Origin of the sequence: Burkholderia anthina (genome assembly GCF_902498995.1) — a bacterium.
GTDB classification, from domain to species: Bacteria; Pseudomonadota; Gammaproteobacteria; order Burkholderiales; family Burkholderiaceae; genus Burkholderia; species Burkholderia anthina.
This window is the reverse complement of record NZ_CABVLY010000048.1, coordinates 1-23,214: the sequence shown is the minus strand read 5'-3', so window position 1 is coordinate 23,214 and position 23,214 is coordinate 1. Positions and strand designations below refer to the sequence as shown.

The following is a 23,214-nucleotide window of genomic DNA, read 5'->3' as shown; positions in this document are numbered from 1 at the left end:
CGGCGCCGTCACCCGCGTGGCGCGCGCAGCCGGCCGCGCTGCGCTTCTCGCTGCAGCGCGCCGACGGCGCGTGGCGCTGCCACGGCGCGCTGCTGTTCGACGCGCCGGACGCGCTCGCGGTGTTCTTCGCCGGCGCGCCGGCGGCCGCGGCCGATACGCGTGCCGCGTACGCGAACCTGCCGGTGCCGCTCGTGTTCGAACTCGGCCGTACCGAGCTGACGACGGCCGAGCTGGCCGACGTGGTCGGCGGCGACATCATCGCGATCGAACGCTGGCAGGCGCACGAGCAGAACCTGCTGTGCGTCGCGCGCGTGCCAGCCGCGCCGGCGTGGGAAATCACCGGCCGGCCGGCGGGCAACCGGCTGACCGTCGAACGAATCAGGGAGATGCCTTTGGAACCGACCCGCACCGACACCCCGCCCGCCACGACGCACGATGCGCCGCCGGGCGATGCGCCGCGCACGCTCGACGGACTCGCGGTCGACCTGCGCTTCGAGCTGCCGCCCACGTCGATGCCGCTCGGCGAGCTGAGCGCGCTGCAGCCCGGTGCCGTGATCGAGCTGCAGCAGGGCATCAACCAGAGCGTGATCCACCTCGTCGCGAACGGGATGCTGATCGGCACCGGCCACCTGATCGCGGTCGGCCAGAAGCTCGGCGTGCGCGTCGTCACGCTGACCCAACCCGCACCGCGCGAGCGCTGAGCGATGGGCAGCCTGCCGAATCCCGTCGCGCTGATCGCGGTGATCGCCGCGCTCGGCATCGCGCCGTTCGCGGCGCTGATGGTGACGAGCTACACGAAGCTCGTGGTCGTGCTCGGCCTGCTGCGCTCGGCGCTCGGGATCCAGCAGGTGCCGCCGAACCTCGTGCTGAACGGCATCGCGCTGATCCTGTCGCTGTTCATCATGGCGCCCGTCGGCATGTCGATCCGCGATGCGCTGCAGGCACGCCACTTCGACGCGTCGGCGCAGTTGTCGACCGCCGACGTCGGCGCGCTCGTCGATGCCGCGCTGCCGCCGATCAAGGATTTCCTCGTGTCGCACACGCGGCAGCGCGACCGCGAGTTCTTCGTGCGCACCGCGACGTCGGTGTGGCCGAAGAACCGCGCGGACGGCATCAAGGACGACGACTTGCTGGTGCTGGTGCCAAGCTTCACGCTGGCCGAGCTGACAAAGGCGTTCCAGATCGGCTTCGTGATCTACATCGTGTTCATCGTCGTCGACCTGCTGGTCGCGAACATCCTGCTCGCGCTCGGCATGCAGATGATCTCGCCGACGACGATCTCGGTGCCGTTCAAGCTGCTGCTGTTCGTCGCGCTCGACGGCTGGTCGCTGCTCGTGCACGGGCTCGTGCTGTCGTACCGCGTGGCGGGCGCGGGATGAACGCGCGCGGCCGGCGCCTCGCTCGCGCCATGGCCGCGTGGCTGGGCGCGATCGCCGCGCTCACGCTCGCGTTCGCGTGCGGCGGGCCCCGGCTCGCGCAGGCGGCCGGCAATGCCGCCGGCTTCGCGCAGCTCGCCCGCGCGTGCGCGCCGAACGTCGATCCCGACACGCTCGCCGCGCTCGTGCGCACCGAATCGGGCTTCAATCCATACGCGATCGGCGTGGTCGGCGACCACCTGACGCGCCAGCCCGCATCGCTCGACGAAGCGCGCGCCACCGCGCGCGAACTGGCGGCGCGCGGCTTCAGCTACAGCGTCGGCCTCGCGCAGGTGAACGAGCGCAATTTCGCGAAATACGGGCTCGACGACGCGACGATGTTCGAGCCGTGCCGCAACCTGCGGGCCGGCGGCGCGATCCTGACCGAATGCTTCGCGCGCTCGTCGGGCACCGGCCGCCCCGCGCAGAGCGCGTTGCGCGCGGCGCTGTCGTGCTACTACAGCGGCAACTTCACGACCGGGTTCTCGAGCGGCTACGTGAGCCGCGTCGTCGCGAGCGCGCAGCGCAACGCGCGCGAGGGCGGCGTCGAGCCGATCCCGGTCGTGAGCGACGCGCCGCCACCCGCGCGCCAGCGGCGCATGGACGCGGCCGCGACCACGCCGCCCGAGCGCGCACGCCGGCTGGCGTCGCCCGCCGCGTCCGCCGACCCGCCGTCGTGCCATGCGCGCCCGGTCGTGATGATGTGCCGCGGGCTCGCGGCCAGCCAGGCGAAGCGGCTGTGCGTGAAGTGTCTCGATCAGTGACGGTGCGTGCCCCGTTTTCAGGGGCCCGAACGACGCGCGCCGGCCTCGCCGCCCGGGGCCGGCATCCGGTCGCGCGCATCTCGTAGCGCGCGGCACGCGCATGCGCCGGCTGCGCCGCCGCGCTACGAAACAGCGGCAATCCCGCCGCGACCCGCGTCCCTACACTCGACGGATCGCGTCGCGGCGCGCATGGCGTCGCGCGCCCGCGCATCGCGCGGTTCAATGGAGACGAGCATGCTGTTGATCGACGGACTCGGACTGGGTGTCAACTGGCAGCGCTTCCTGTCGGAAACGCTGAATCCGGTCGTCGCGCCGCCGCCCCCGCCTCCTCCGCCGCCGAAAAAGGACGATCCGTCCGCCGGCCCCGCGAACCCGACCGCCGCGCCGCCGATTCCCGTGACGGCCACGCCGTCCACCGATCCGTCGAAACCGACCAACGCCGAGATCTCGGCGGCGACGTCGCTGATCCAGAGCATGGCCGCGCAGTACACGGCGCCGCCGCCCGACATCACCGTCGAGAACGACAAGACGCGCGCGGTGCAGAAGGCGATCCAGGACGCGCAGACGCAATACGACACCGCCTCGCAATCGCTGCAGGGGGCGCAGAACGTGCTGCGCATCGTGAACCACGACCCGGAATCGACGCCTGCCGACCGCCAGTCCGCCCAGGCCGACTACGCGAAGGCGCGCACCGCCGCCGACAGCGCGCAGCGCGACCTGAACGTGACGACCGACGCGGGCTACATGATCCTGTACGGCGAACAGGCGAACGCCGACATGCCGGCCGGGATGAAGATCGACGACAACGGCAACGTCACCGATCCGGGCGATGCGCAGCATGCGGCCGACGCGCAGTTCAAGACATTGCTGGCCGCGTTTCCCGATCACGCGAACGATCCGAAATGGGTGCCGCAGGCGAGCGACTGCAAGAACCCGCTGCAGACCCGCCTCTTCGACGACTGGCAGACCGCCAGCGCGAAGGCCGCGGTCGGCGCGTCGAAGTATTACGCGGACGTCGCGAATTCGAATCTCGCGTATGCGCAGTTCCAGTCCTATCTCGCCGATCCGGACTACAAGGCCGCGCTCGATTCCGGCGTCGGCCGGCTGAACGACGCGCTCCAGCCGCTGGGCCTGCAGGTCACGGCGCCCGACGCGCCCCAATCGCAGGACGACGCGCAGCAGGCCGTCACCACGGCCGCCAAGAACGCGAACTACGCGAACGCCGCGTTCGGCGCCGCGACGGACAGCCTGACGCTCACGAACGCGCAGCAGCAATTCGACTGGTCGAGCGGCAAGGAAGGCCCGATCGTGGTCCAGCCGAATGCGGTGTCGGACGCGAAAACCGCGCTCGCGCGCGCGCAGACGGCCGCGAACACGAGCGGCAGCTATCTGCAGATGCTGTCCGCGCAGCACCAGGTCGACACGCTGCAGGCCGATTACACGCAGAAGAAACAGACGGCCGACGACTGGCACAAGGCGCACCCGGGCCCGACCGCGAAAGCGCCGCAGGTCGACCTCGACGTGACCGACGCTTCCACGAAACTGTCGCAGGCGCAACAGCAGGCGAGCGTCGCGCAGGACGGCTTCACCGCCACCTACGGCGCGACGCTCGCGCAGCAGTACGACGACCAGGCGTCGCAGATCCAGACGCAGGTGAAGGCGCAATCGGTATTCACGAAGCCGACGGTCAAGCCGCCGTTCCTCGCGTCGTCGCTGCCGGGTGCGGGCAATACGACGCCGCTGTTCACGCCGTCGCTGTCGACTTCGGCCGCGCCTTCGTCCACCGGCACGTCGGCCCAGCCGACCCTGCCCGGCGCGTCGCCGCTGACCTCGCCGTCGCTGTCGTCGCCGTTGTTCACGAATCAGTTCCAGCTGCCGCAACCGACCGATGCGCAGGCCGCGCCGAGCGGCCCGACGATGCTCGACGTGAAGCGCATGCAGGTCGTCGCGGGCGCGATCCGCGCGGCCGACAGCCGGATGAGCGACAAGGTCAACGAGCGCGCGACCAACCTGGCGCTCGACCAGGCCCGTACGGCTCAGACGCAGGCGAAGAGCGCGCTCGCGTCGGCGCAGCAGAAGTACGACGCGTGGGCGGCCGCGCATCCGCCGCCCGTGCGCTTTCGCACGATCGCGGGCGGCGACATGATTCCCGCGCCGTCGATGCCGTTGCCGAACGACGAGCAGGGCAATCTCGACAAGGCGAAGGCGGACCTCACGCAGGCCGACAACACGGTGCAGCGCCTGCAGCTGCTGAGCGAGACGTCGCACCAGCAGGTGCTGATGGACCAGTTCGACGCGGGGCTCGACGAGCGGCTGCGCTACGCGGCGCCCGACTCCGACGCCGGGAACGATTACCGGAACGCGCTGCACGACTTCTACGAAGCGCATCGCGGCGAACTGTCGAATTCGTTGCTCGACGCGGCGAGCGCGAGCACGCAGAACGGCGGCACGATCGCGTTCGGCAAGCTGACCGACAACGAGCAGCGCAACCTGATCGGCGTCGCGCTCGGCATGCAGCCCGACGTTCAGGGCGGCGCATCGTCGGGCGATGGTTCGGATCCCGTATCGCCCACGAACGACGACACCGCGCGCTTCACCGACAAGGACAAGCTGTCGACGATCAACAGCGTGCGCGACAAGCTGCTGTCGATCGGCGGCGGCGCGAACACGCAGCTGAGCGTGCTGCCGATGGTCTATGCCGCCAAGGACGCCGGCATGACGACGAGCGCGCTGTTCAAGGTTGCCGACAAGAACGGCGGCACGCAGTACGTCGACGAAACCGGCAGCACGTACCACGACATCAACGACTACATCGACAACAACGAGCTGTCGAAGGACGGCACCGTCGACATCGCGACCGGCCACAACGCGGACGGCTCGCTGCAGCTCGTGTCGAAGGCCGCGCACCACGAAAGCGGCTTCGACAGCTTCCTCGGCGCGTTGACGAGCACGGGCCTGAACATCGGGATGATGGTCGGCGGGATGGCGCTCGAGGGCCTCGGCGGCCTGCTCGACGGCACCGGCATCGGCGCGATCGTCGGCGTGCCGCTGAACATCCTCGGCGCGGGGATGATGTACACGGCGATCGGCGCGTCGATGACGAGCGCGGGGCTCGACCTCGCGAACCGCGCCGAGCACGGCCGCAGCCTCAATCCGTTCACCGACGCGGGCGCGCGCTCCGATTTCATCAACCTCGTGCCGATGGGTGCGGCGGGCGCCGCGAAGCTCGCCGGCAGCAAGCTGTTCACGCGCGCCGTGACGGCGCTCACGCGCACGCCGAAAGTCGCGTCGCTGATCAACACGACCGCGAAGGTCACCGCGATCGCGACCGGCGTCGGCGGCGGGCTCGAGGCGTTCGGCGAAGCCGGTGTCGACTACCTCAACGGCAACACGAAAGCCGGCAACGAGGCGCTGAAGTCCGGCCTCACCAACGTCGCGCTGATGGCCGCGGGCGGCCTGAAGGAGCGCGCGGTCACGTCGGTGCGCACCCGCACCGGCCAGCCGGTGCCGATCCGCACGACCGACGGCAAGACCGTCACCATCGACAGCGCGAAGCTCGGCCAGATCCTGAACAAGGGCGACGCATCGTCGCTCGCGGTCGGGCGCAGCCGCGCGACGCTCGACGGCGAAGCGGTCAAGGTATCGCCGAACGGCACGTTGATGGTCGGCGACAAGGTGCTGACCTACGACAACAAGCCGATCCGCGTGCTGGACAGGACCTCGCGCAAGCAGATGCAGCCCGGCGAATCGGTGGTGCTCGGCGAGGACGGCACGCTGTCGGTCGTGTCGGCGTCGCCGAAATCGTTGACCAACGGCACACGCGTCGACGGCGTGACCGGTACCGGCGAGCGCCTGTCGTTCGGCCCGGACGGCAAGATGGCCGCGACGCCGAAGATCGTCGCGAAGACGCCGCTCGACGTCCTGCAGCACACGCTCGACCAGGCGACCGAAGCGGCCCGGCAGGCAACCAGCGAAACCCAGGCGCCGCGCAGCCTCGCGCAAACGGCCGCCGAGGGCGAAACCGCGAACACCGCGACCAATGCCCGCAGCACGCAGCGCACGAGCCAGGAGCGTGCGCGCGTCGATCAGCAGCATGACGAAACCGAAGTGGCCCGCACGGCGGCCGCGCGCAGCGACCGGCGCAGCGCCGACGCCCAGGCGCTGCGTGCGCGTACCGTCGAGCTCGACGAACCGGCCGGCCCCGGCACGCGCACCAAGGCCGACGGTACGCCGCCGCGCGTCAATGCGAAGGTGGTCGATCTGACGGACGAGGCGCCGGCCGCGCGACCGGCCACGTCCGACCCGGCCGGCATCGCGGTGCCGCGCGGGCCGAGCGCCGAGCCGATGGAAGTGGGCGACCGCACGGTCTACGTCGTGCGCAACGGCGCGACGCCGGACACGCCCGGCGCGAAGCCGCCGGCGCCGCGCCCGCAGGATCTCGCCGAACCGGTGATCGTCGTGGCCGGCGAACACGACGCGGCCATCGCGCCCGAACTCGCGAACCGCTGGCAGAAATCCGTCTACGCGGCCGCCCCCGATGCGTTCGGCCCCGACGGCCAGCTGCGCGCGGGCGCGCGCGTGCTGCGCTTCGATCCCGCGCCGGGAACCGCGACGGCCGAAGCCGGCCTGCCGGGCGCCGCGCCCGAGGAAGCGACGCCGGCGGCGCCCCGCCCCGCTGCCGCCGACGAAACGGTGATCGTGCTCGCCGGCAGGCGCGGCGCGAACGAACCGGCGATGCCGCGCCCGGCCGCGACACCCGAGCCCGTCAGCGCGCTCGACGGCGTGTTCAGCGCGCCGAACCGCGTGCTCGTGCTCGTCAAGCCGGAGCGTGCCGACACGCCCGAACGCGTGACGGAACGCGACACCGCAGCGGCCGCCGATCCGGCCACCGGCAAGCGCACCGACGGCGAAACCGCGCGCGCGAACGCGACCGGCGAACGGCCGTCCGCCGCGAACGACGACACCGGGCTCGCCGCCGCGCATCCGGAGATGACGGAAACGCCGCCGCCCGACCATGCGGCATCGAACCCGAACTGGATCACGCGGATGCAGATGCGCTTCGGCGGCGCGGCGCTGCCCGAGGCCGCGCAGGCGCTGGCCATGCAGTCCGGCACGCTCGCGACGCAACTGCGCATGCTGCAGGACGCCGGCTGGCGCGTGACGCTCGGCAAGCGCGGCGGCGGCAGCCGCATCGATCCGCGCAAGCGCCGCGTGACGATCGACGGCGGCCTCCAGCATCCGGGCAGCATCGCGTACACGCTCGCGCACGAAGCGCGGCATGCGGTCGAAGCGATGGCCGGCGTGCTGAACCTCGACTATCGCAACCGCAGCGGCTTCACGCGCAAGGCGCTCGAAGCCGAGGCGCGCGCGCAGATCAACGCGTTCGAGGCACGCTACGAGATCCAGCTGGCGGGCGGCGGCGACATCGCCGCGCACGTGCGGCTGCCCGACGCGATCGAACATGAAGGCAACGTGTGGCGCGCGCCGTCGCACGACTACGCGGGCACGGTCGGCCGGCTCGTCGACGCGTTCGCCGACGCCCCCGTGTCGGGCCGCGACGGCGAGACCTATCGCGAGTTCTACAACGACGTGTGGGCAGGCCAGAAGCGCCGCGGCGGCATTCCGCGCCGGATGCCCGCGCCGCAGACCCGCGAGACCGGCGACACGCCACGCGGCGTGCGCAGTTTCGACGAACGCGTGGCGTGGAGCCAGGCGCATGCCGAATACGCGTCGCCGTTCGGCGACGGGCCGGTGCCCGCCCTCGCCGATCTGCAGGCGGCCCGCAGCCGCCATTTCACGGTGATGCAGGACGAGGGCGTGCTGATGCTGCACGCCGACACGCAGCCGAACGGCGCGCTGCTCGCCGGCGGCCGCCCGGTCGGCGTGCACGAATACGCGCTCGACCAGGCGCCCGCGTTCATGATCCAGGACGGCTATTCGATCGTGCTGTCCGCCAAACACGGCGGCGACGCGGCCGCCGCGCAGCTCGCGAACCTGTGGCAGCGGCCGGTCTACGCGCCGCCCGCGCACGCGGTCGGCGAGCATGCGGCGCTGCTCGACACCGGCGTGTTCCGCCGCTTCGACCCGGCGCCCGCGGCCCCGCACGACCTCGGCCCGCTGACGGCCGATGCCGAAGGCGTGCACGTCGAAGGCCGGCCGGGCCAGCGGATCGACGTCGACCGCCACGTCGGCGAACTGCTCGGCAGCGGCGGCGAGAAAACCGTGTTCGCGCTCGGCCACGACGCCGCGCTCGCGGTGTACGACAAGGGCCCGCATACGTCGGAAGCCCGCCAGCTCGACGCGGCGATCGACGAAAGCATCGCGCTCGACGATCTCGCGTCGTACGGCCTGAAAACCCTGACGATGAGCGGCCCGTTCTCCGCGCTCAACCGCGTCGCGGTGCTGTATCGGCCGCTCGGCGTGTTCCACAGCTTCGGCTTCGAGACGGGCGCGCTGCCGCGCGTCGTGTCGCGCGCCGCGCTGGAACACATCCGGCAGATTCGCGAAGTCCTCGAGCGCACGGGCATCGGTTTCGACCTGCAGGGCATCTTCACGCGCGCCGGCGATTTCCTGCTGAGCGACCCGGGCCCGATCGGCATGGGTGCGGGCGAACACTTCATCGCGCAGCAGCGGCTCGCGGTGATCGAGCGCGCGCTCACGCAAGGGCTCGACAACGACAACATCCGGCTCGCGCATCCGCAGCTCGCCGAAACGCCGGCGCCCGATGCGTTCGTGCAGAAGCCGTCGATCGTCACGCGCGTGCGGACGCGCTTCGGTGGCGCGCCGTTGCCGAAGGAAGCGTATCGCCTGATCGATGCGTCGAGCCTGCTGTCGCAGCAGTTGCAGCTCGCGCGCGGCGCGGGGTGGAAAATCGTGCGCGGCAAGCCGGGCGACGGCAGCAGGATCGACACGCAGCGGCGGCGCATCACGATCGACGGCGGCCTGCGATCGACCGGATCGATGGTCTACGTGCTCGCGCACGAAGCGGGCCACGCGGTCGAAGCGGCAACCGGCACGCTCGGGCTCGACTACGGCTCGACGCAGCGCTACGTGCGCTCCGCGCTGCTCGCCGAGGCGCGCGCGCAGGCGAACGCGTTCGCGGTGCGCGACGAGATCCGCGCGAACGCCGGCGTCGACGTCGGCCGTTACGTCGCGTTGCCCGAGGCGATCGCGAACGAATACGGCCGCGCGCGGCCCGACGACCCCGCGTCGATCGAGCGCCTTGCCGACGCGTTCGAGCATGCGCCCACCTCGCTCGACGGCGGCATCAGCTACGGCGACCTGTATCGCCGGCAGGCGGAGGCCGCGCAACCGGGCCACGTGACGATGCCGGCGGCCGCGCACGACGCGGCCGCCGCGCTGGCCGCCGAGACGGCCTGGTCGCGCGCACGGCCCGTCAAGGCATCGCCGTTCGACGGACGCGGCGTCGCCGGCGTGAACGACCTGCGCCTGCTGCATTCGGACGGGCTGTCGTACGACCGCGAAGCCGGCATCGTGATCGTGCGCGGGACGACCGACGCGCAAGGCCGGCTCGTCGATGCCGACGGCCGCCCGTGGTCGCCGGTCGAATTCACGCTCGCGCACCGCTCCGTGCTCGGTTTCCCGGGCGCCGCGATCATCCTCGCCGCGCGCAACGGCCGCGATGCCGGAGCGTGGCTCGCGAACGTGTGGCAGCGCCCCGTGCACGTGCCACCGACGATCGCCGTCGGCTTCGGCCCAGAAGCCGCGCTGAGCCATACGCATGCGTGGCTGCGCTACGACCCGGCGCCGCACGAGCGCCCGGATCTCGGCCCGCTCGCGGTGGACGGCAACGGGATTCATGCGAGCGGCGACCCGGCCGCGCGCCTGCCCGTCGAACGCGTCACGGGCGCGGCGACCGGCGCGGGCATCGAGAAGACCGTGTTCGAACTCGGCCGCCGCAACGCGATCGGGATCTATCTCGGCACCGACAACCGCGCGATCCTCGGCCACATCGAGTCGATCCGGCAGGAACAGGACGGCCTCGCCTCGCTGCGCACGCACGGGCTGAAGACGCTCACGATCGGCGGCCCGTTCGCGGCGTTCGATCGCGTCGCCGTGATGTACGAGCCCTTCGCGTCGCTCAGCAGCCACGACGTGACCGCCGGCGTGCTGCCGGCGCGCGTCACGCGCGACGCGTTCGCTCAGCTCGATCGCGCGAGCGAGATCACCCAGCGGCACGGCCTCTATTACGATTTCGAAGGCGTGTTCGACACGCACGGCGACTTCTACCTGAGCGACCCGTCGCAGATCATGACCGACGCGCCGCGACTGAACGTGGACGGCATCGTGCGCGACATCCGCACGCTGCGCGTCGCGCTCGAGGACGGCATCGCGCGCGGCGCGATCGAGCCCCCGCACCCTCAGGTGACCGAGCACCTGCCGCCCGACGCATTCGCGCAGAAGCCGTCGCTGATCACGCGAATCCGGATGCGTTTCGGCGGCGCGCCGTTGCCGAAGGAAGCCTACGCGCTCGTCGACCGCTCGACGCTGCTGAGCGGACAGGTCGCATTCGCGCAGGCGGCCGGCTGGAAGGTCGTGCTCGGCCGGCCCGGGCGCGGCAGCCGGATCGACACCGCGAAGCAGCGCATCGTGCTGGACGGGCAACTGCGCGGCACGGGCACGCTCGTCTATGCGCTCGCGCACGAGGCACAGCACGCGGTCGAGACCATCTCGAACCGGCTGGCGCTCGATCACGCGTCGCCCGATGCGCTGACCGACAGCGCGCTGATGGCCGAGGCGCGCGCGCAGGCCAACGCGTTCGCGGTCCGCCGCGCGCTCGTCGACGACACCGGCATCGACATCGCGAAGGACGCGCACCTGCCCGACGCGATCGCCCGCGAAGCCGACCATGTGCTGCCCGGCGACGAAGCGGGCCTGCGCCGGCTCGCGGCCGCGTTCGGCGATGCCGCGCCGTCGGTGCCCGGCTACGCGACCTATCGCGACTATTACGCGAGCCAGGCCGCCGGCATGCGGGAGCACGGCGTGCCGCGCGAGATGCCGGCCCCCGCGCCGCAACCGCCGTCGAACGCGCCGGTGCCCGCCGCGCCTGCCGCGACGCCGGCCGTCGCGCACGAACGGCAGCACGCGCTCGATCATCTCGCCGCGCATGGCAGGCGCGACCTGATCCGCGTCGACGGCACGCAGCTGCGCAATCACGAGCAGATGCGCGCCGCGTTCGGCACGAACGCGCACGTGCTGATCGCGGAGCACCTGTCGCGCCCGGCCGACCGGCTCGACGCCGCGCATCCGCAACCCGGGTTCGTCGCGAGCATGCGGACCAACGACACCGGCGCTTTCGTCGACCGGGCGCCCGCCGTTCAGGGCGGGAAGATTCCGGACCAGGTCCATCGCGCGCTGAAGGACCAGGCCACCGATGCGCGCGCGGCGTACGATTTCTACGTGTCGCCGGTGCCGCTCGCCGAGCTGAACGCGTATGGCGGCGCGGCGCGCATCCAGGCGTACGGCGACGGCCGCATGTGGGATGCCGAAGCATCCGCGACCGGCCCCGACGCGAGCGTCGTCACCGACCTGCAGTCGCTCGCGAACGCGGAGCGCTTCCGCCGGCCCAAGCAGGCCGAGAAGGAAGCGCGCACGCACACCGGCGCGACCCCGACGCTCTATGCGATCGAGCACAAGACCGGCAAGGTGCTCGGATATGCGACCCGCGACGGCGCGCACAACTGGACCTACCACGAGTCGACGTCGCTCGGCGACGCGACGATCGAACCGCGCGACCTCGGCACCGCGTTCCGGCGCCGCGCGCGCTCGCTCTCCGGCGGGCGGCGCGGCGTCCGGTTCGTCGTATCCGACCTCTCGCACGACGTGGTCGAAGGCTACGGCGGCTTCGCGCCGACCGAACCGCGCCGCGCGCTCGACGACGAGAAGAAGCCGATGCCGAAGCCGGGGCCCTACGTGCAGCGCGGACTCGCGAAACTCAGCCCGGCGGTACGGCACAAGACCCGCGAGATCGCGCAGTCGCCCGCGCCGTCGCGCCTGCCGAACCTGCTGCCGGAAAGCGCCGACGCGGTGGTCGGCTTCAACGGCACGCACGCGCCGCGCCTGATGCGCGCGCTCGAGATGGGCGACGTCCCCGAAGGGCATTACGTATACGTGTACCGGCACGAAGGCCCGGTCGTCGATGCGCTGCTGGGCTCGCCCGAGGGCGTCATCGCGGTCGGCAAGGATGGCAAGGCACTGTGGTACGACGATGCGAGCCGGGCCGGCGACGAAAAGAACGGCCGACCGCTCGACCAGTCGACGATCGGCCGCGGCCCGTACGGCGCGGACCAGCATTTCCTGCTGTCCACGCTCGCGCCCGACGCGTTCGATCCGCGCGCGACCGCCACGCGCGAAGCCGCGCAGCCGGCGCCTGCCGTCGCGCCGAAACGCAACGCCGGCAAACCGTCGAAGGCCGGTCGCACCAAGGGAAGGAAAAACAAGCAGCAGGCCGCCCCGGCCGCGAACAAGCCAGCCGCGCCGGCCGCGAAGCCGCTTGCGCTCGCGCCGTTCCAGCCGGGCCTGTCGTCGGGCACGATCACCGAAACGCTCACGCGCTACGGAAAGGCGAAGGCGGCCGATTTCGCGTCGACCGTCGAGCACCTGAAGGCGTGGGCGAAGCGCGACGGGCAGCCCGACGCCGGCGGCCTGAAGCTGGGCGACGAGCCGCAGACGGTGATGGCCGACATGCCGATGTGGAAATCGATCTTCAAGACGCTCGGCATGTGGCGCGAACCGTCGAGCCTCCATCCGCGCGGCGTGCTCGCGCATCCGGAAGGCAGCCGCTACCGGCCGGTGCGCGCGGCGCAACGGCTCGCGAAGCGCACCAGCGCCGCGCGCGTCGCGGACCGGAAGATCATCAAGGCGTTCCTGGCGCTGCCGGCCGAGATCCGCGACCGCCTCGCGCCGATGTCGCGCTCGTTCTCGCTGCGCGACGATCCGGAACGGATGGCGCGCTACGTCAAGCGCTTCGGCGGCACGATGCCGGCCGTCACGATCGCCGTCGATCCGTACACGCTCGCCGCGGCGGGCGGCGGCAAGCAGGATCCCGGCTTCATTCGGCGTGCAAATGAATTCGGCTCGCCGAAAGACGCCCGCTTCGACGACGCCACGGCGACGATCACGCACACGAACCCGGACGGCACGGCGCGCACGCTCGAGCTCGACGATCTCGCGCACCTGCACAAGTGGCTCGCGGCTTCGTCGAAATACGGTTTCCTGCTGCGGCTCGAAGCCGCGCCGGCGCGGCCGCTCGTGTCGCTCGAGGACGGTCATGCGATGGCGGGCACCAACAACGGTTACGCGGAAATCCGGCGCGTCGGCGCATCCATCGAATCGTGGATGCGCGACAACGCCGGCGAACCGACGCCGCTCGTGATGCTCACCTTCCACGGCTGGGACGCCGTGCTCGAACCGGTGCCCGGCGAAGGGCACGTGAAACTGCTGGAAGCCATCCTCGATCGCGAGCCGCTCGCCGGCTTGCACGTCGGCCTGTCGTGGGGCACGCACGGCGCCGATTTCGTCGCGAATCCGGACCTCACGCGCGCGCTGGCCGAGAAGATCGTCGACTATGCGCTCGTCGAACCCGACAAGTTCAAGCGACTGCACGGCGGCGACGCGCTCACGCGCGTCTACGATCCGCTCGGCACCGACACGTTCGCGAACCAGCAGCAGATCCTGTTCGCCGAGATCGCGCGCATCGGCAAGACGAAAGGCATGAGCGACGCCGATCTCGCGAAGCTGCGCGGCGACCTGTACGAAGGCCACACGTCGGCGCTGCTGAATCAGGCGCGCCGCGCGACGATCGACGCGGTGGAGACGGACTGGAAGCGATCGGACAATCGGCCGTCCGGCAAGACGGAGAAAAAGGCGCGCACCGTCAGCCTGGAATGGCTCGGCCGCGTCGGCGCCGGCGTGCCCAAGCGCGATCCCGTCGCGCCCTGGAATGCGTCCGACAGCCGCACGTACTGGCAGCAGGTCACGCATCAGCAAGCCCTGCAGAACGACGGTTCGCATCCGATCGGCGCGAATCGCAAAGCCGTCGCGCAGCCGGAGGAGACCGGCGCCGCCACGATGGATCCGGCGGCCGCGCAACTGAAGGCGCTGCGCGTGCACCGGCCGTCGTTCAAGCCGCTGGATTTCGCGAAGTCGATCACGTCCACCGCGATCGTCGCGGGCGCGAGCTCGCTCGTCGTCGCCGACACGTTCTGGACCCACTGGCTGAATTCGAGCACGATGAGCAACGCGACCTCGTCGTTCCTCCTCACGTCGCGTCTCGGACGCGTGTTCCAGGTCATGCACCAGGGCGCGATCCGCAGCCTGCAGTCCGGCAACCCGGACGCCGCGCAGGCCGTGCTCACGCGCCTCGAGGTGACGCTCGCGAAGCAGCTCCGGGCCGGCGCGCACGAATACGGCGGGCACCGGCTGACCCAGCTGGAAGCGGCGTCGAACGAGGCGCGCGCGATGGCCGCGCAGTACGTCGCGCTGCACGAGATGGGGCTGATGAGCTTCGAGGACGCGACGGCCAACATCAAGGCGCTCGGCGCCGACGTGCTGTCGCAGATGCAGGGGGTGGTCGGCGGCACGTCGCTGCAACAGCTGCATTCGGGCAACCCGCGCCGGCTGCTCGGCATCGCGGGACGGGCGGGCGTCACGGTCGCGTCGGCCGCGACGTTCGCGAGCGGCCTCAGCAGGGTCATCGACGCGCACGGCCTGTTCGACGTCGCGTACGGCTCGGCCGGCATCGCCAGCGGCCTGCTGGGCAGCGCTTATGCGGGGCTCTCCTACGCGATCAGCGCGCACCGCGTGAACGCGGACAAGCGCAGCCGCACCGTGCGCCTGTTCGATTCGGCGGGCGATTTCGCGTCGGTCGCGCTCGGCGGATTCTCCACCGCCGCGCAGCTGGGCCACGGCCAGTACGACCTCGCGATCGCGACCGGCACGTCGGCCGCGCTGCTGCTCGCGGGCCGCGTGAACACGCACTTCCCGAACGCGTTGCCGTTCGTCAAGAAGATCCCGACCGCGCTGGTCATCGTGCCGGTCGCCGCGTTCGGCTACAAGTTCATCATCGGGATCGGGCTCGTGCCGGTGATCGGCAGCGTGTTCAACTGGATGTTCGGCTCGGGATCGTCGTCGAACGGCGCGCCGCCGCAGTCGAATCTCGCGCCGGGGGCGACGCCGGGCGCCTCGACCGGCGCGACGCCGGGCGCGTTGCCGTCGGCTTCGCCCGTCGTCACGCCGTCGCAGCCGCAACCGACGCAAACGCAGACGCAGACGCAGCCGACTCAGCCGCCGCCGTCGCAGGGCACGCCATCGAACCCGCCGCCGTCGTCGAATGCATCGCAACCGTACATCGTCGTCGAAGGCGATTCGCTGTGGGTGATCGCGGACCGGCACCGCCAGTCGCTGCTCGACGCCGCGCACGTGTCGCGCGCCGACCAGCAGGCGATGACGCGCAACGAACAGGACGCGCGTGCGCTGACGGAGATTCTTCAGCTCAATCCGTCGACCGACCGCGATCCGAACCGTCTCGCGATCGGCACGCAGCTGATCGTCGGCTGACCGCGGCCCGGCCGCGCGTCAGCCGGCCACGGCGCGCGTCACCCCGCGCGCTGCGCGTCGAGCCACGCCTGGAACATCAGCACCGTCCACAGCTGGTGCTGCCAGTTCATCCGGCCCGTCTGGTGCTGGCGCCACAGGCGCTCGACCGCGGCCGCATCGAAGAAGCCCTCGTCGCGCAGCCGCGACGGCTGCAGCAACGCGTCGGCCCAGTCGCGCAGCGCACCGCGCAGCCAGTGATCGACGGGCGCGCAGAAGCCCTGCTTCGGCCGGTCGATCAGCGCGGACGGCACGTACTGGTCGAGCAGCCGGCGCAGCAGCGCCTTCGATTGCCCTTCCGGCAAGCGGATCGACGCAGGCACGCGCCACGCGAATTCGACGACGTGATGATCGAGGAACGGCATGCGCGTCTCGAGGCTGACGGCCATCGCCGCGCGGTCCACCTTCGCGAGGATGTCGGTCGGCAGGTAGGTGAGCGTATCGATCGCCATCGCCTGCTCGGCGAAGCTCAGGTGCGCGGGCCATGCGGCCGAGGTGTCGAGCGGCGTCGGCGGCTCCTGCCCGCTGAGCGCGAGGCGCTCCGGATGATGCACCGACGACATCAGCAGCCGGTACAGGCCGATGCGGCTTTCGGCCGTCATCACGTGGCCGAGCTTGTGCAGGCGATCGCCGATGCGCGTGGCCGATTCGCGCGCCTCCACGTTGCCCCACGCACCCTGCGCGACGGCCGCGAGCTGGTCGGCGTGATCGGGCCGCAGCGCGTGCAGCGCGGCCGCGATCCGCGCGCGCACGGCGGCCGGCACGCGATGCAGCTTGCGCCACAGGCGCGGCGTCAGGAAATAGCGCGTATAGCCGCCGAACAGCTCGTCGCCGCCGTCGCCGGACAGGCTCACCTTCACGTGCCGGCGCGTCAGCTCCGCGACGAGGAAGGTCGGAATCTGCGACGCGTCGGAGAACGGTTCGTCATAGATCGACGGCAGCTTCGGCACGACGCCGAGCGCATGGTCGGCCGTCACGTAGAGTTCGGTATGCCGCGTGCCGAGATGGCGCGCGACGGCCTTCGCATAGCCGGCCTCGTCGTAGCCGGCTTCGTGGAAGCCGATCGTGAACGTGTCGACCGGCGTCGACGATTGCGCCTGCATCAGCGCAACGATCGCCGACGAATCGACGCCGCCCGACAGGAATGCGCCGAGCGGCACGTCGGCCTCCATCTGCCGCGCGACGGCCTGGCGCAGGATCGCATCGAGCTGGCCGACGGCCTCGTCCGCGCTGCCTTCGAACGGCCGTTCCTGGCCGGCCTCGATCGCCTGTTCGAGCGTCCAGTACGCACGCAGCCGCGGCGTGTCGCGCGCATGCTCGAACTGCATCCAGGTGCCCGGCGGCAGCTTGCGGATGCCGCGGTAGATCGTATAAGGCGCCGGCACGCTCGACTGGCGCAGGTACAGGCACAGCGCGTCGCGATCGATCGCGCCGTCGAAGCCCGGGTAGCCGCGCAACGCCTTCAGCTCCGACGCGAACACGAGCGCGTCGCCGATCCGGCCGTAGTAGAGCGGCTTCTCGCCGATCCGGTCGCGCGCGAGCGTCAGCACCCGCGATTCGCGATTCCACAGCGCGATCGCGAACATGCCGGTCGCGCGCCGCAGCGTCGCCTCGATGCCCCACGCGACGATCGCCGCGAGCAGCACCTCGGTATCGGAATGGCCGCGCCATGCCGGTGCGCGCCCCGCGCGCTCGAGTTCCGCACGCAGTTCGCGATGGTTGTAGATTTCGCCGTTGAAGACCATGACGTAGCGGCCGCACGCGGACGCCATCGGCTGTCGGCCATGCACCGACAGATCGACGATCGCCAGCCGCCGGTGACCGAGCGCGATACCGGCTTCCGGGTCGACCCAGATGCCCTGCCCGTCCGGCCCGCGATGCGCGAGGCTCGCCGTCATTCGCGCGAGGGTTCCGCGCGCTGTCTCCTCATCGAAGGCGACGCTATTCAGAAAGCCGTCGATTCCGCACATGTATTTTGTCCGCCCCTGTTGACCTGTTCCGTCACGCGCGGCGCAACCTGGCAGTCCGCCGTCCCGCATGACGGTCGAGCCATATTACGAAGAAATAATTCAGCAATAATTCATGGATGAACTCCGGCCAGAACCGGAAAAAAAACGGCGTCAAGCGGCGATACCGCATGTCCGGCCAAAGGGCCATATCGAACCGGGGGCCGGAATCGATTCCACCCGCCGCATGCCCGTAAGCGGCCGGCCGGGCAGCGCCCCGCGTCAATGCCCGCCCGTCGCCCACTTCAGCAGTTGCGCGACCTCGCGAAAATGCGCGGGCTGGATCGTGCCGTTCTCGGGCGTCGATTCGTACAGCGCCTGCGCGAGCCCGACGTTCGCGAGCGTCGGGCGCAACGCGTCGCGCGCGAGGCGCACGATCCGCTCGGCCGCCTCGCCTTCGCCGCGCGCGAGCACCCACGGCAGCGTGCCGATCCCGCCGTAATAGAGCGCGACCGCGACGCGCGACGAATGGACGACCACCGACGCATAGCCGATGCGGTCGGGCAGCGACGCGAACTGCACTTCGCGCGCGAGCTGCCGGCGCTTCGCCTCGATGTGCGGATCGCCCTCGTCCTCCTTGTGCTCGCGCCGCACTTCGTCGATCGACATCTTCATCTTCTGGTTGAACGCGTGCCGCTGGTGCACGATGTCGATCAGCGCCATCACGAGGTAGATCAGCGCGGCCCAGCCGAACAGCAGCATCAGCAGCTTGACGATCAGCGCGAGGATCGACATCGGCCGCGTGAAGCCCGACTGCACCGACGGATCGAGCGACTCGACGATCAGCCAGCCGAGCGTCGCGACGAGCAGCGCGGTCTTCAGCAGCATCTTCGCGAGATTCACGAGATTGCGCGTCGACCACAGGTTCTTCATCCCCTCGGCCGGATTGAGCCGCGACAGCTGCGGCACGAGACGGCTCCACGCCATCACGCCGCCCACCTGCACGAAGCCCGCGAGCACGCCGAGCAGCAGCCCGGCCGCGACGATCTGCGCGGACAGCGTCACCCAGCCGCGCGCGGCGCCGTCGATCAGCGCCGCGATGCGCGCGGCCGGATCGGCCGCGCCGACCGTGTCGAACACGAGCCGGAACAGCGCCTGCAGCCGCCCGAACAGCGCGCCCATGCCGACCGCGAGCGCGACGCACACGCCGATGAAGAACGCCGACGAGATCGTCTCCGCGCTCTTCGGCACGTCGCCTTTCTCGCGCGCCTCGCGCAGGCGCTTCGCGGTCGGCTTCTGGTCCTTTTCGGCCATGCCCTTCCCCGCGCGCCGCTACGCGCCGCCGTGCGCGGCGAACAGCGCGCGCAGCAGCGCCACCAGCCCGCTGTCGGGGCTCAGCAGCGCGTGCAGCGACGCATACACCACCGGCAGGAACAGCGCCATCATCAGCACCGCGAGCGCGCTCTTCAACGGCTGCGAGAACACGAAGATGTTGAGTTGCGGCACCGCGCGCCCGACCAGGCCGATGCCGAGCTCGACCAGCACCAGCACGATCGTCACCGGCGCCGCGAGCTTCACCATCCATTCGAAGATCGTGTCGGTCTGCCGCACGACGAAGGTCTGCAGCACCGATGAGAAATCGGGGCCGAGCGAGCCGATCGGCCACCACGCGTACGACTGCGCGAACAGCTGCACCAGCACCTGCAGCCCGCCCGCCGTGACGAACAGCGCGATCGCGACGAAGTTGAGGAAACCCGACGTCGGGCCGCCCTCGTGCCCGCCCATCGGATCGAAGAACGCGGCGCTGCCGCTGCCCGTCTGGAAGTCGATCAGGTAGCCGACGCCCTGGATCGCGAACAGCACCGCGCTGAACGCGCCCGCGAGCAGCATGCCGACCACCGCCTCCTTCGCGACCAGCAGGCACCACATCAGGAACGGCAGCGCGGCGACCTGCGACGCGTCGATCGCGGGCGCGACGAACGCGGCGATCACGACGGCGATCCCGTTGCGCACGAGGCCCGTGATGATCTGCTCGTTGAACACCGGCACGACGAACATGATCGGCAGCAGGCGCGGCATCACGTAGAGCAGCGGGCGCAGCGTGCCGGCGATGTCGTTGAAACCCGAAGCGGCATCTAGCATCGGCGCTCCGCGGCGGCAGGCGGCACGGGATCGTCGGCGTCGTCGGCCGCACCGGCTCGCACATCGGCCGGGCCCGCGCCCATCTCCGCGTCGAACCCGGCGGCCGCTTCGTGCGATGCGCCCGCATGGCCGGCACCGTCGCCCGCCCCGGCCACCCACGTGCCGCCCGTCGAGAAGCGGCGCACCGCATGACCGTCCGCGACTTCGTCGGCCTCGCGCTCGACCCGCGCGGCACGCGCGCGCTGCGCCTTTTCGCCGGCCTTGTCGAGCTTGTCCTCGGCGGCCTTCGCCTTGCGCGCGGCGCGCTGCAGGTCGGCCAGCGTCGCCTCGTGGCCGCGATGCACGTGCGCGGCGTCGCTCACCGACGCGTTCGCCACGCCGATGTGCCGGTCGAACGTGCGCGTGTCGGCGGCCGCGTCCTGCAGCGCGCGCGCCTCGCGCACGTCGCCGGCGAGCCGGGTCTGGATCGCGGCCTTCGCGGCGACCTGCTGCGCGAGCTGCGCGTGCGCGGCGTCGAGCGCGCGGCGGCTTTGCGCGGCGATGCCCTGCTGGCGCGCGGCGGCCACGCGCGCGATCTGGCTGCGCATCTCGCGCACGCGCTTCAGCCGCGCCAGCGTCGCGAGCACGAGGCGATCGTCGGCTTCAGACATGATCGTTCGCCAGCCGGGTGAGCTTCGCGAGCAGCGCGTCGAAGCGCACGTCCTCGCTCGACGCCTGCGTGCAGAACGCGGCGATCGCGTCGCGTGCGCGCAGCGCGAGATCGCCGAGCCGGTCGCTGCCTTCGCGGTACTCGCCGATCTGCACGAGCAGCTCGATCTCCTGGTACTTCGCGATCAGCTCGCGCACGCGCGCGGCCGCATGCTGGTGCGCGCGGCTCGCGACGAGCGGCATCACGCGCGACAGGCTGGCCAGCACGTCGATCGCCGGATAGCGGTTCGCGAGCGCGATCTTGCGCGACAGCACGATGTGGCCGTCGAGGATCGAGCGCACCTCCTCGGCGATCGGATCGGATTCCTCATCGCCTTCGACGAGCACCGTATACAACGCGGTGATCGACCCGCTCGCGCCCTGCCCCGCGCGTTCGAGCAGGCGCGGCAGCACGGCGAAGGTCGACGGCGGAAAGCTGCGCCGCGTCGGCGGCTCGCCGCTCGCGAGGCCGACTTCGCGCTGCGCGCGCGCGAAACGCGTGATCGAATCGACCAGCAGCAGCACGCGCTTGCCCGCATCGCGGAAGTGCTCGGCGATCGCGGTCGCGACGAGCGCGGATTTCACGCGCTCCATCGCCGGGCGATCGGACGTCGACACGACCACGATCGAGCGCGCGCGCACCTCGGGCGACAGGCTGTGCTCGATGAATTCGCGCACCTCGCGGCCGCGCTCGCCGACCAGCGCGATCACGTTGACGTCGGCCTGCGCGCCGCGCGCGATCATCCCGAGCAGCGTGCTCTTGCCGACGCCCGACGGCGCGAAGATGCCCACCCGCTGGCCGATGCCGAGCGTCATCAGCCCGTCGATCACGCGCACGCCGGTCGGAAACGGCGTGTCGATCATCTTGCGCGCGAGCGGGTTCGGCGGGTTTTGCTGCGTCGACACCCACGCGGCGCCCGCCACCGGCCCGAGATCGTCGAGCGGCCGGCCGAGCCCGTCAAGCACGCGGCCGAACAGCCCGTCGCCGACCGGAAACACATGCTCGCGGCCGGACGGCACCACCGTCGTTTCCGGCGACAGCCCGGCCACGTCGCCGAGCGGCGTGAGCAGCGTGGTCTGCCGCGAGAAACCGACCACTTCGGCGAGCAGCGTCGGCTGGTTCGGCGTGCGCAGCTCGCAGATCTCGCCGAGCCGCGCGCGGATACCCGTCGCATTGAGGATCTGCCCGACCGCGTGGTTCACGCGGCCCTGCACCGACACCGGCGAGAAGAACGCGAGCCCCGCGTCGAGCTCGCCGACGAGGCGGCCGCGATCGAGCGCGGCGCCGTCGTCGTCGCCCGCGAACGGCAGCGCGTCGTCGAGCGGCGCGTTCATCGCGCGGCGCCCTTCAGCGCGTCGCGGCGGATCGCCTGGCGCAGCGCGTCGATCTGCAGATCGAGGCTCGCGTCGATGCGCCCGGACGGCGTCTCGACCGTGCACGCATGCCGTTCGAGCTGCGCATCCTCGACGATGCGGATCTTCTGCCGGTTCGACTGCCCGGCGAACGCGCCGTCGAGCGCGTCGCGCATTTCGTCCTGACGGCCGGGCGCGACGTGCACGACCAGGAACGCCTCGTCGCGCACGAGCGGCACGATCCGCGACAGCGCGGCTTCGTACAGCTTCTGCGTGCTCATCTCGCCGACGATCGCGCGCACGGCCTTCACGACGATCTCGGCCATCGCATCCTTCATCGACTCCATCGTGCGCGCGGCGGAAAGCGCCTGCGTGTAGGTCTGCGCCGCATGCTCGCGCTGCGCGATCCGCATCCCCTCCTCGTGGCCGGCCGCCTGGCGCCGGTCGAATTCGCGCTGCGCGTCGGCGACGATGCGCGCGGCCTCCTCGCGCGCGGTCGCGATCACCGCGGACGCGTCGAGCAGCGCCGCGTACTCGCGCTCCTTGAGCACCTTGCGCTCCGACAGCAGCTGCAGGTTGTCGCTCGTGATCAGAAAAGCCAGTCCCATGACGCAAGCCTCTCGGGAATCAGAAACAGGAACAGCAGTTCGCCGAACTGGTCGCGCTGCGCGCGGTTCAGCCAGTATGGCGCTTCGTCGTCGATCGCGCGGTTGAACTTCAGCCGCGCGCGGCGTTCGACCGCATCTCCCGCCACGCCGATGAAATCCGCGAGCAGCCGCCCGCCGCGCGCGCGAATCACGGCCGGCAGCGTCGCGGGATCGGCGCGCCAAGGTTCGAGCGTTTCGGCCAGCGCGGTGAATTCGGGCGCGCGTTCGAGCGTGAGTTCCAGCGCGTCGCCGCCGAGCTTCGCCGCGACCTCCGCGCGAATGCGGCGCACCGTCAGCGCGTCGCGCAGCCAGCCGCGATGCAGCAGCAGCCCCGCATACGCGCCGATCTGCTCGAGCGCCGCGCCGGGCAGCAGCGCCAGCCGCGCGCACGGGTTCGCGACGTCGAAGTCGTGCCGGCCGGCCACGCCGTTCGCGTCGAGCAGGTGCCGCGCGAGCAGCTTGCGGCCGGCCGGGCCGAACGCGTCCGGCGAGCGATAGCGCGCCGGCCAGTCGGCCGGCACGCGCGTCACGTGCAGATAGCGGTCGGGCCGCAGGTTGAAATCGCAGACCAGCGCATGGAACGCGCCGCGCCGCGCGGCGGGCGGCGGCGCGAGCGCGTGCAGCCACGGCGCCGGCGCGGCATCGC

The 23,214-nt window shown here is 71.2% G+C and carries 11 protein-coding genes; 4 read left to right on the top strand and 7 right to left on the bottom strand.

Translation table 11 applies throughout. The annotated features are described in order from the left end of the window. The 4 genes from sctQ to BME24068_RS34160 form a co-directional block, all read left to right on the top strand. Positions 1–701: type III secretion system cytoplasmic ring protein SctQ (sctQ, locus tag BME24068_RS34175; RefSeq protein ID WP_174928737.1), on the top strand; the 701-nt coding region annotated here is incomplete at its 5' end. Positions 702–704: 3 nt separating this feature from the next. Continuing rightward, the gene (gene sctR, locus BME24068_RS34170; RefSeq protein WP_174928736.1) at positions 705–1,379 is read left to right on the top strand and encodes a type III secretion system export apparatus subunit SctR; all 675 of its coding nucleotides are present in this window, start codon (positions 705–707) and stop codon (positions 1,377–1,379) included. Beyond that, positions 1,376–2,179 carry a lytic transglycosylase domain-containing protein gene (locus BME24068_RS34165; RefSeq protein ID WP_174928735.1) on the top strand — a complete coding sequence of 268 codons (804 nt, stop codon included), beginning with the start codon at positions 1,376–1,378 and terminating at the stop codon, positions 2,177–2,179. The genes sctR and BME24068_RS34165 overlap by 4 nt, the downstream gene beginning before the upstream one ends. Before the next feature lie 234 nt (positions 2,180–2,413). Beyond that, complete coding sequence (locus BME24068_RS34160) at positions 2,414–15,757, top strand: LWXIA domain-containing protein (RefSeq protein ID WP_174928734.1); 13,344 nt, start codon at positions 2,414–2,416, stop codon at positions 15,755–15,757. Positions 15,758–15,795: 38 nt separating this feature from the next. Here the strand turns inward: BME24068_RS34160 and asnB are convergent, their stop codons facing one another. The 7 genes from asnB to BME24068_RS34125 all read right to left on the bottom strand — a co-directional run. Further along, complete coding sequence (gene asnB / locus BME24068_RS34155; protein ID WP_174928733.1) at positions 15,796–17,763, bottom strand: asparagine synthase (glutamine-hydrolyzing); 1,968 nt, start codon at positions 17,761–17,763, stop codon at positions 15,796–15,798. A 258-nt stretch (positions 17,764–18,021) separates the two neighbouring features. Beyond that, positions 18,022–19,053 (bottom strand): EscU/YscU/HrcU family type III secretion system export apparatus switch protein, encoded by a 1,032-nt coding sequence (locus tag BME24068_RS34150; protein ID WP_174928732.1) that lies wholly within the window; start codon positions 19,051–19,053, stop codon positions 18,022–18,024. 18 nt (positions 19,054–19,071) lie between these two features. Beyond that, complete coding sequence (sctT, locus tag BME24068_RS34145) at positions 19,072–19,881, bottom strand: type III secretion system export apparatus subunit SctT (protein ID WP_174928731.1); 810 nt, start codon at positions 19,879–19,881, stop codon at positions 19,072–19,074. Further along, the gene (locus BME24068_RS34140; protein ID WP_174928730.1) at positions 19,875–20,531 is read right to left on the bottom strand and encodes a hypothetical protein; all 657 of its coding nucleotides are present in this window, start codon (positions 20,529–20,531) and stop codon (positions 19,875–19,877) included. The genes sctT and BME24068_RS34140 overlap by 7 nt, the downstream gene beginning before the upstream one ends. After that, entirely contained in the window at positions 20,524–21,903 is a 1,380-nt protein-coding gene (locus BME24068_RS34135) for a FliI/YscN family ATPase (RefSeq protein WP_174928729.1), read from the bottom strand. Before BME24068_RS34135 ends, BME24068_RS34140 begins: the two co-directional genes overlap by 8 nt. Next, complete coding sequence (gene sctL, locus BME24068_RS34130; protein ID WP_174928728.1) at positions 21,900–22,529, bottom strand: type III secretion system stator protein SctL; 630 nt, start codon at positions 22,527–22,529, stop codon at positions 21,900–21,902. The genes BME24068_RS34135 and sctL overlap by 4 nt, the downstream gene beginning before the upstream one ends. Beyond that, on the bottom strand, positions 22,511–23,214 hold a 704-nt coding region (locus BME24068_RS34125), incomplete at its 5' end, for a SctK family type III secretion system sorting platform protein (RefSeq protein WP_174928727.1). The genes sctL and BME24068_RS34125, both read right to left, overlap by 19 nt.

Coding starts and splice junctions, on each gene's coding strand:
- BME24068_RS34135 (WP_174928729.1), bottom strand. CDS start 21,903: ATGAACGCGCCGCTCGACGACGCGCTGCCGTTCGCGGGCGACGACGAC.
- BME24068_RS34165 (WP_174928735.1), top strand. CDS start 1,376: ATGAACGCGCGCGGCCGGCGCCTCGCTCGCGCCATGGCCGCGTGGCTG.
- sctR (WP_174928736.1), top strand. CDS start 705: ATGGGCAGCCTGCCGAATCCCGTCGCGCTGATCGCGGTGATCGCCGCG.
- BME24068_RS34150 (WP_174928732.1), bottom strand. CDS start 19,053: ATGGCCGAAAAGGACCAGAAGCCGACCGCGAAGCGCCTGCGCGAGGCG.
- BME24068_RS34160 (WP_174928734.1), top strand. CDS start 2,414: ATGCTGTTGATCGACGGACTCGGACTGGGTGTCAACTGGCAGCGCTTC.
- BME24068_RS34140 (WP_174928730.1), bottom strand. CDS start 20,531: ATGTCTGAAGCCGACGATCGCCTCGTGCTCGCGACGCTGGCGCGGCTG.
- sctT (WP_174928731.1), bottom strand. CDS start 19,881: ATGCTAGATGCCGCTTCGGGTTTCAACGACATCGCCGGCACGCTGCGC.
- asnB (WP_174928733.1), bottom strand. CDS start 17,763: ATGTGCGGAATCGACGGCTTTCTGAATAGCGTCGCCTTCGATGAGGAG.
- sctL (WP_174928728.1), bottom strand. CDS start 22,529: ATGGGACTGGCTTTTCTGATCACGAGCGACAACCTGCAGCTGCTGTCG.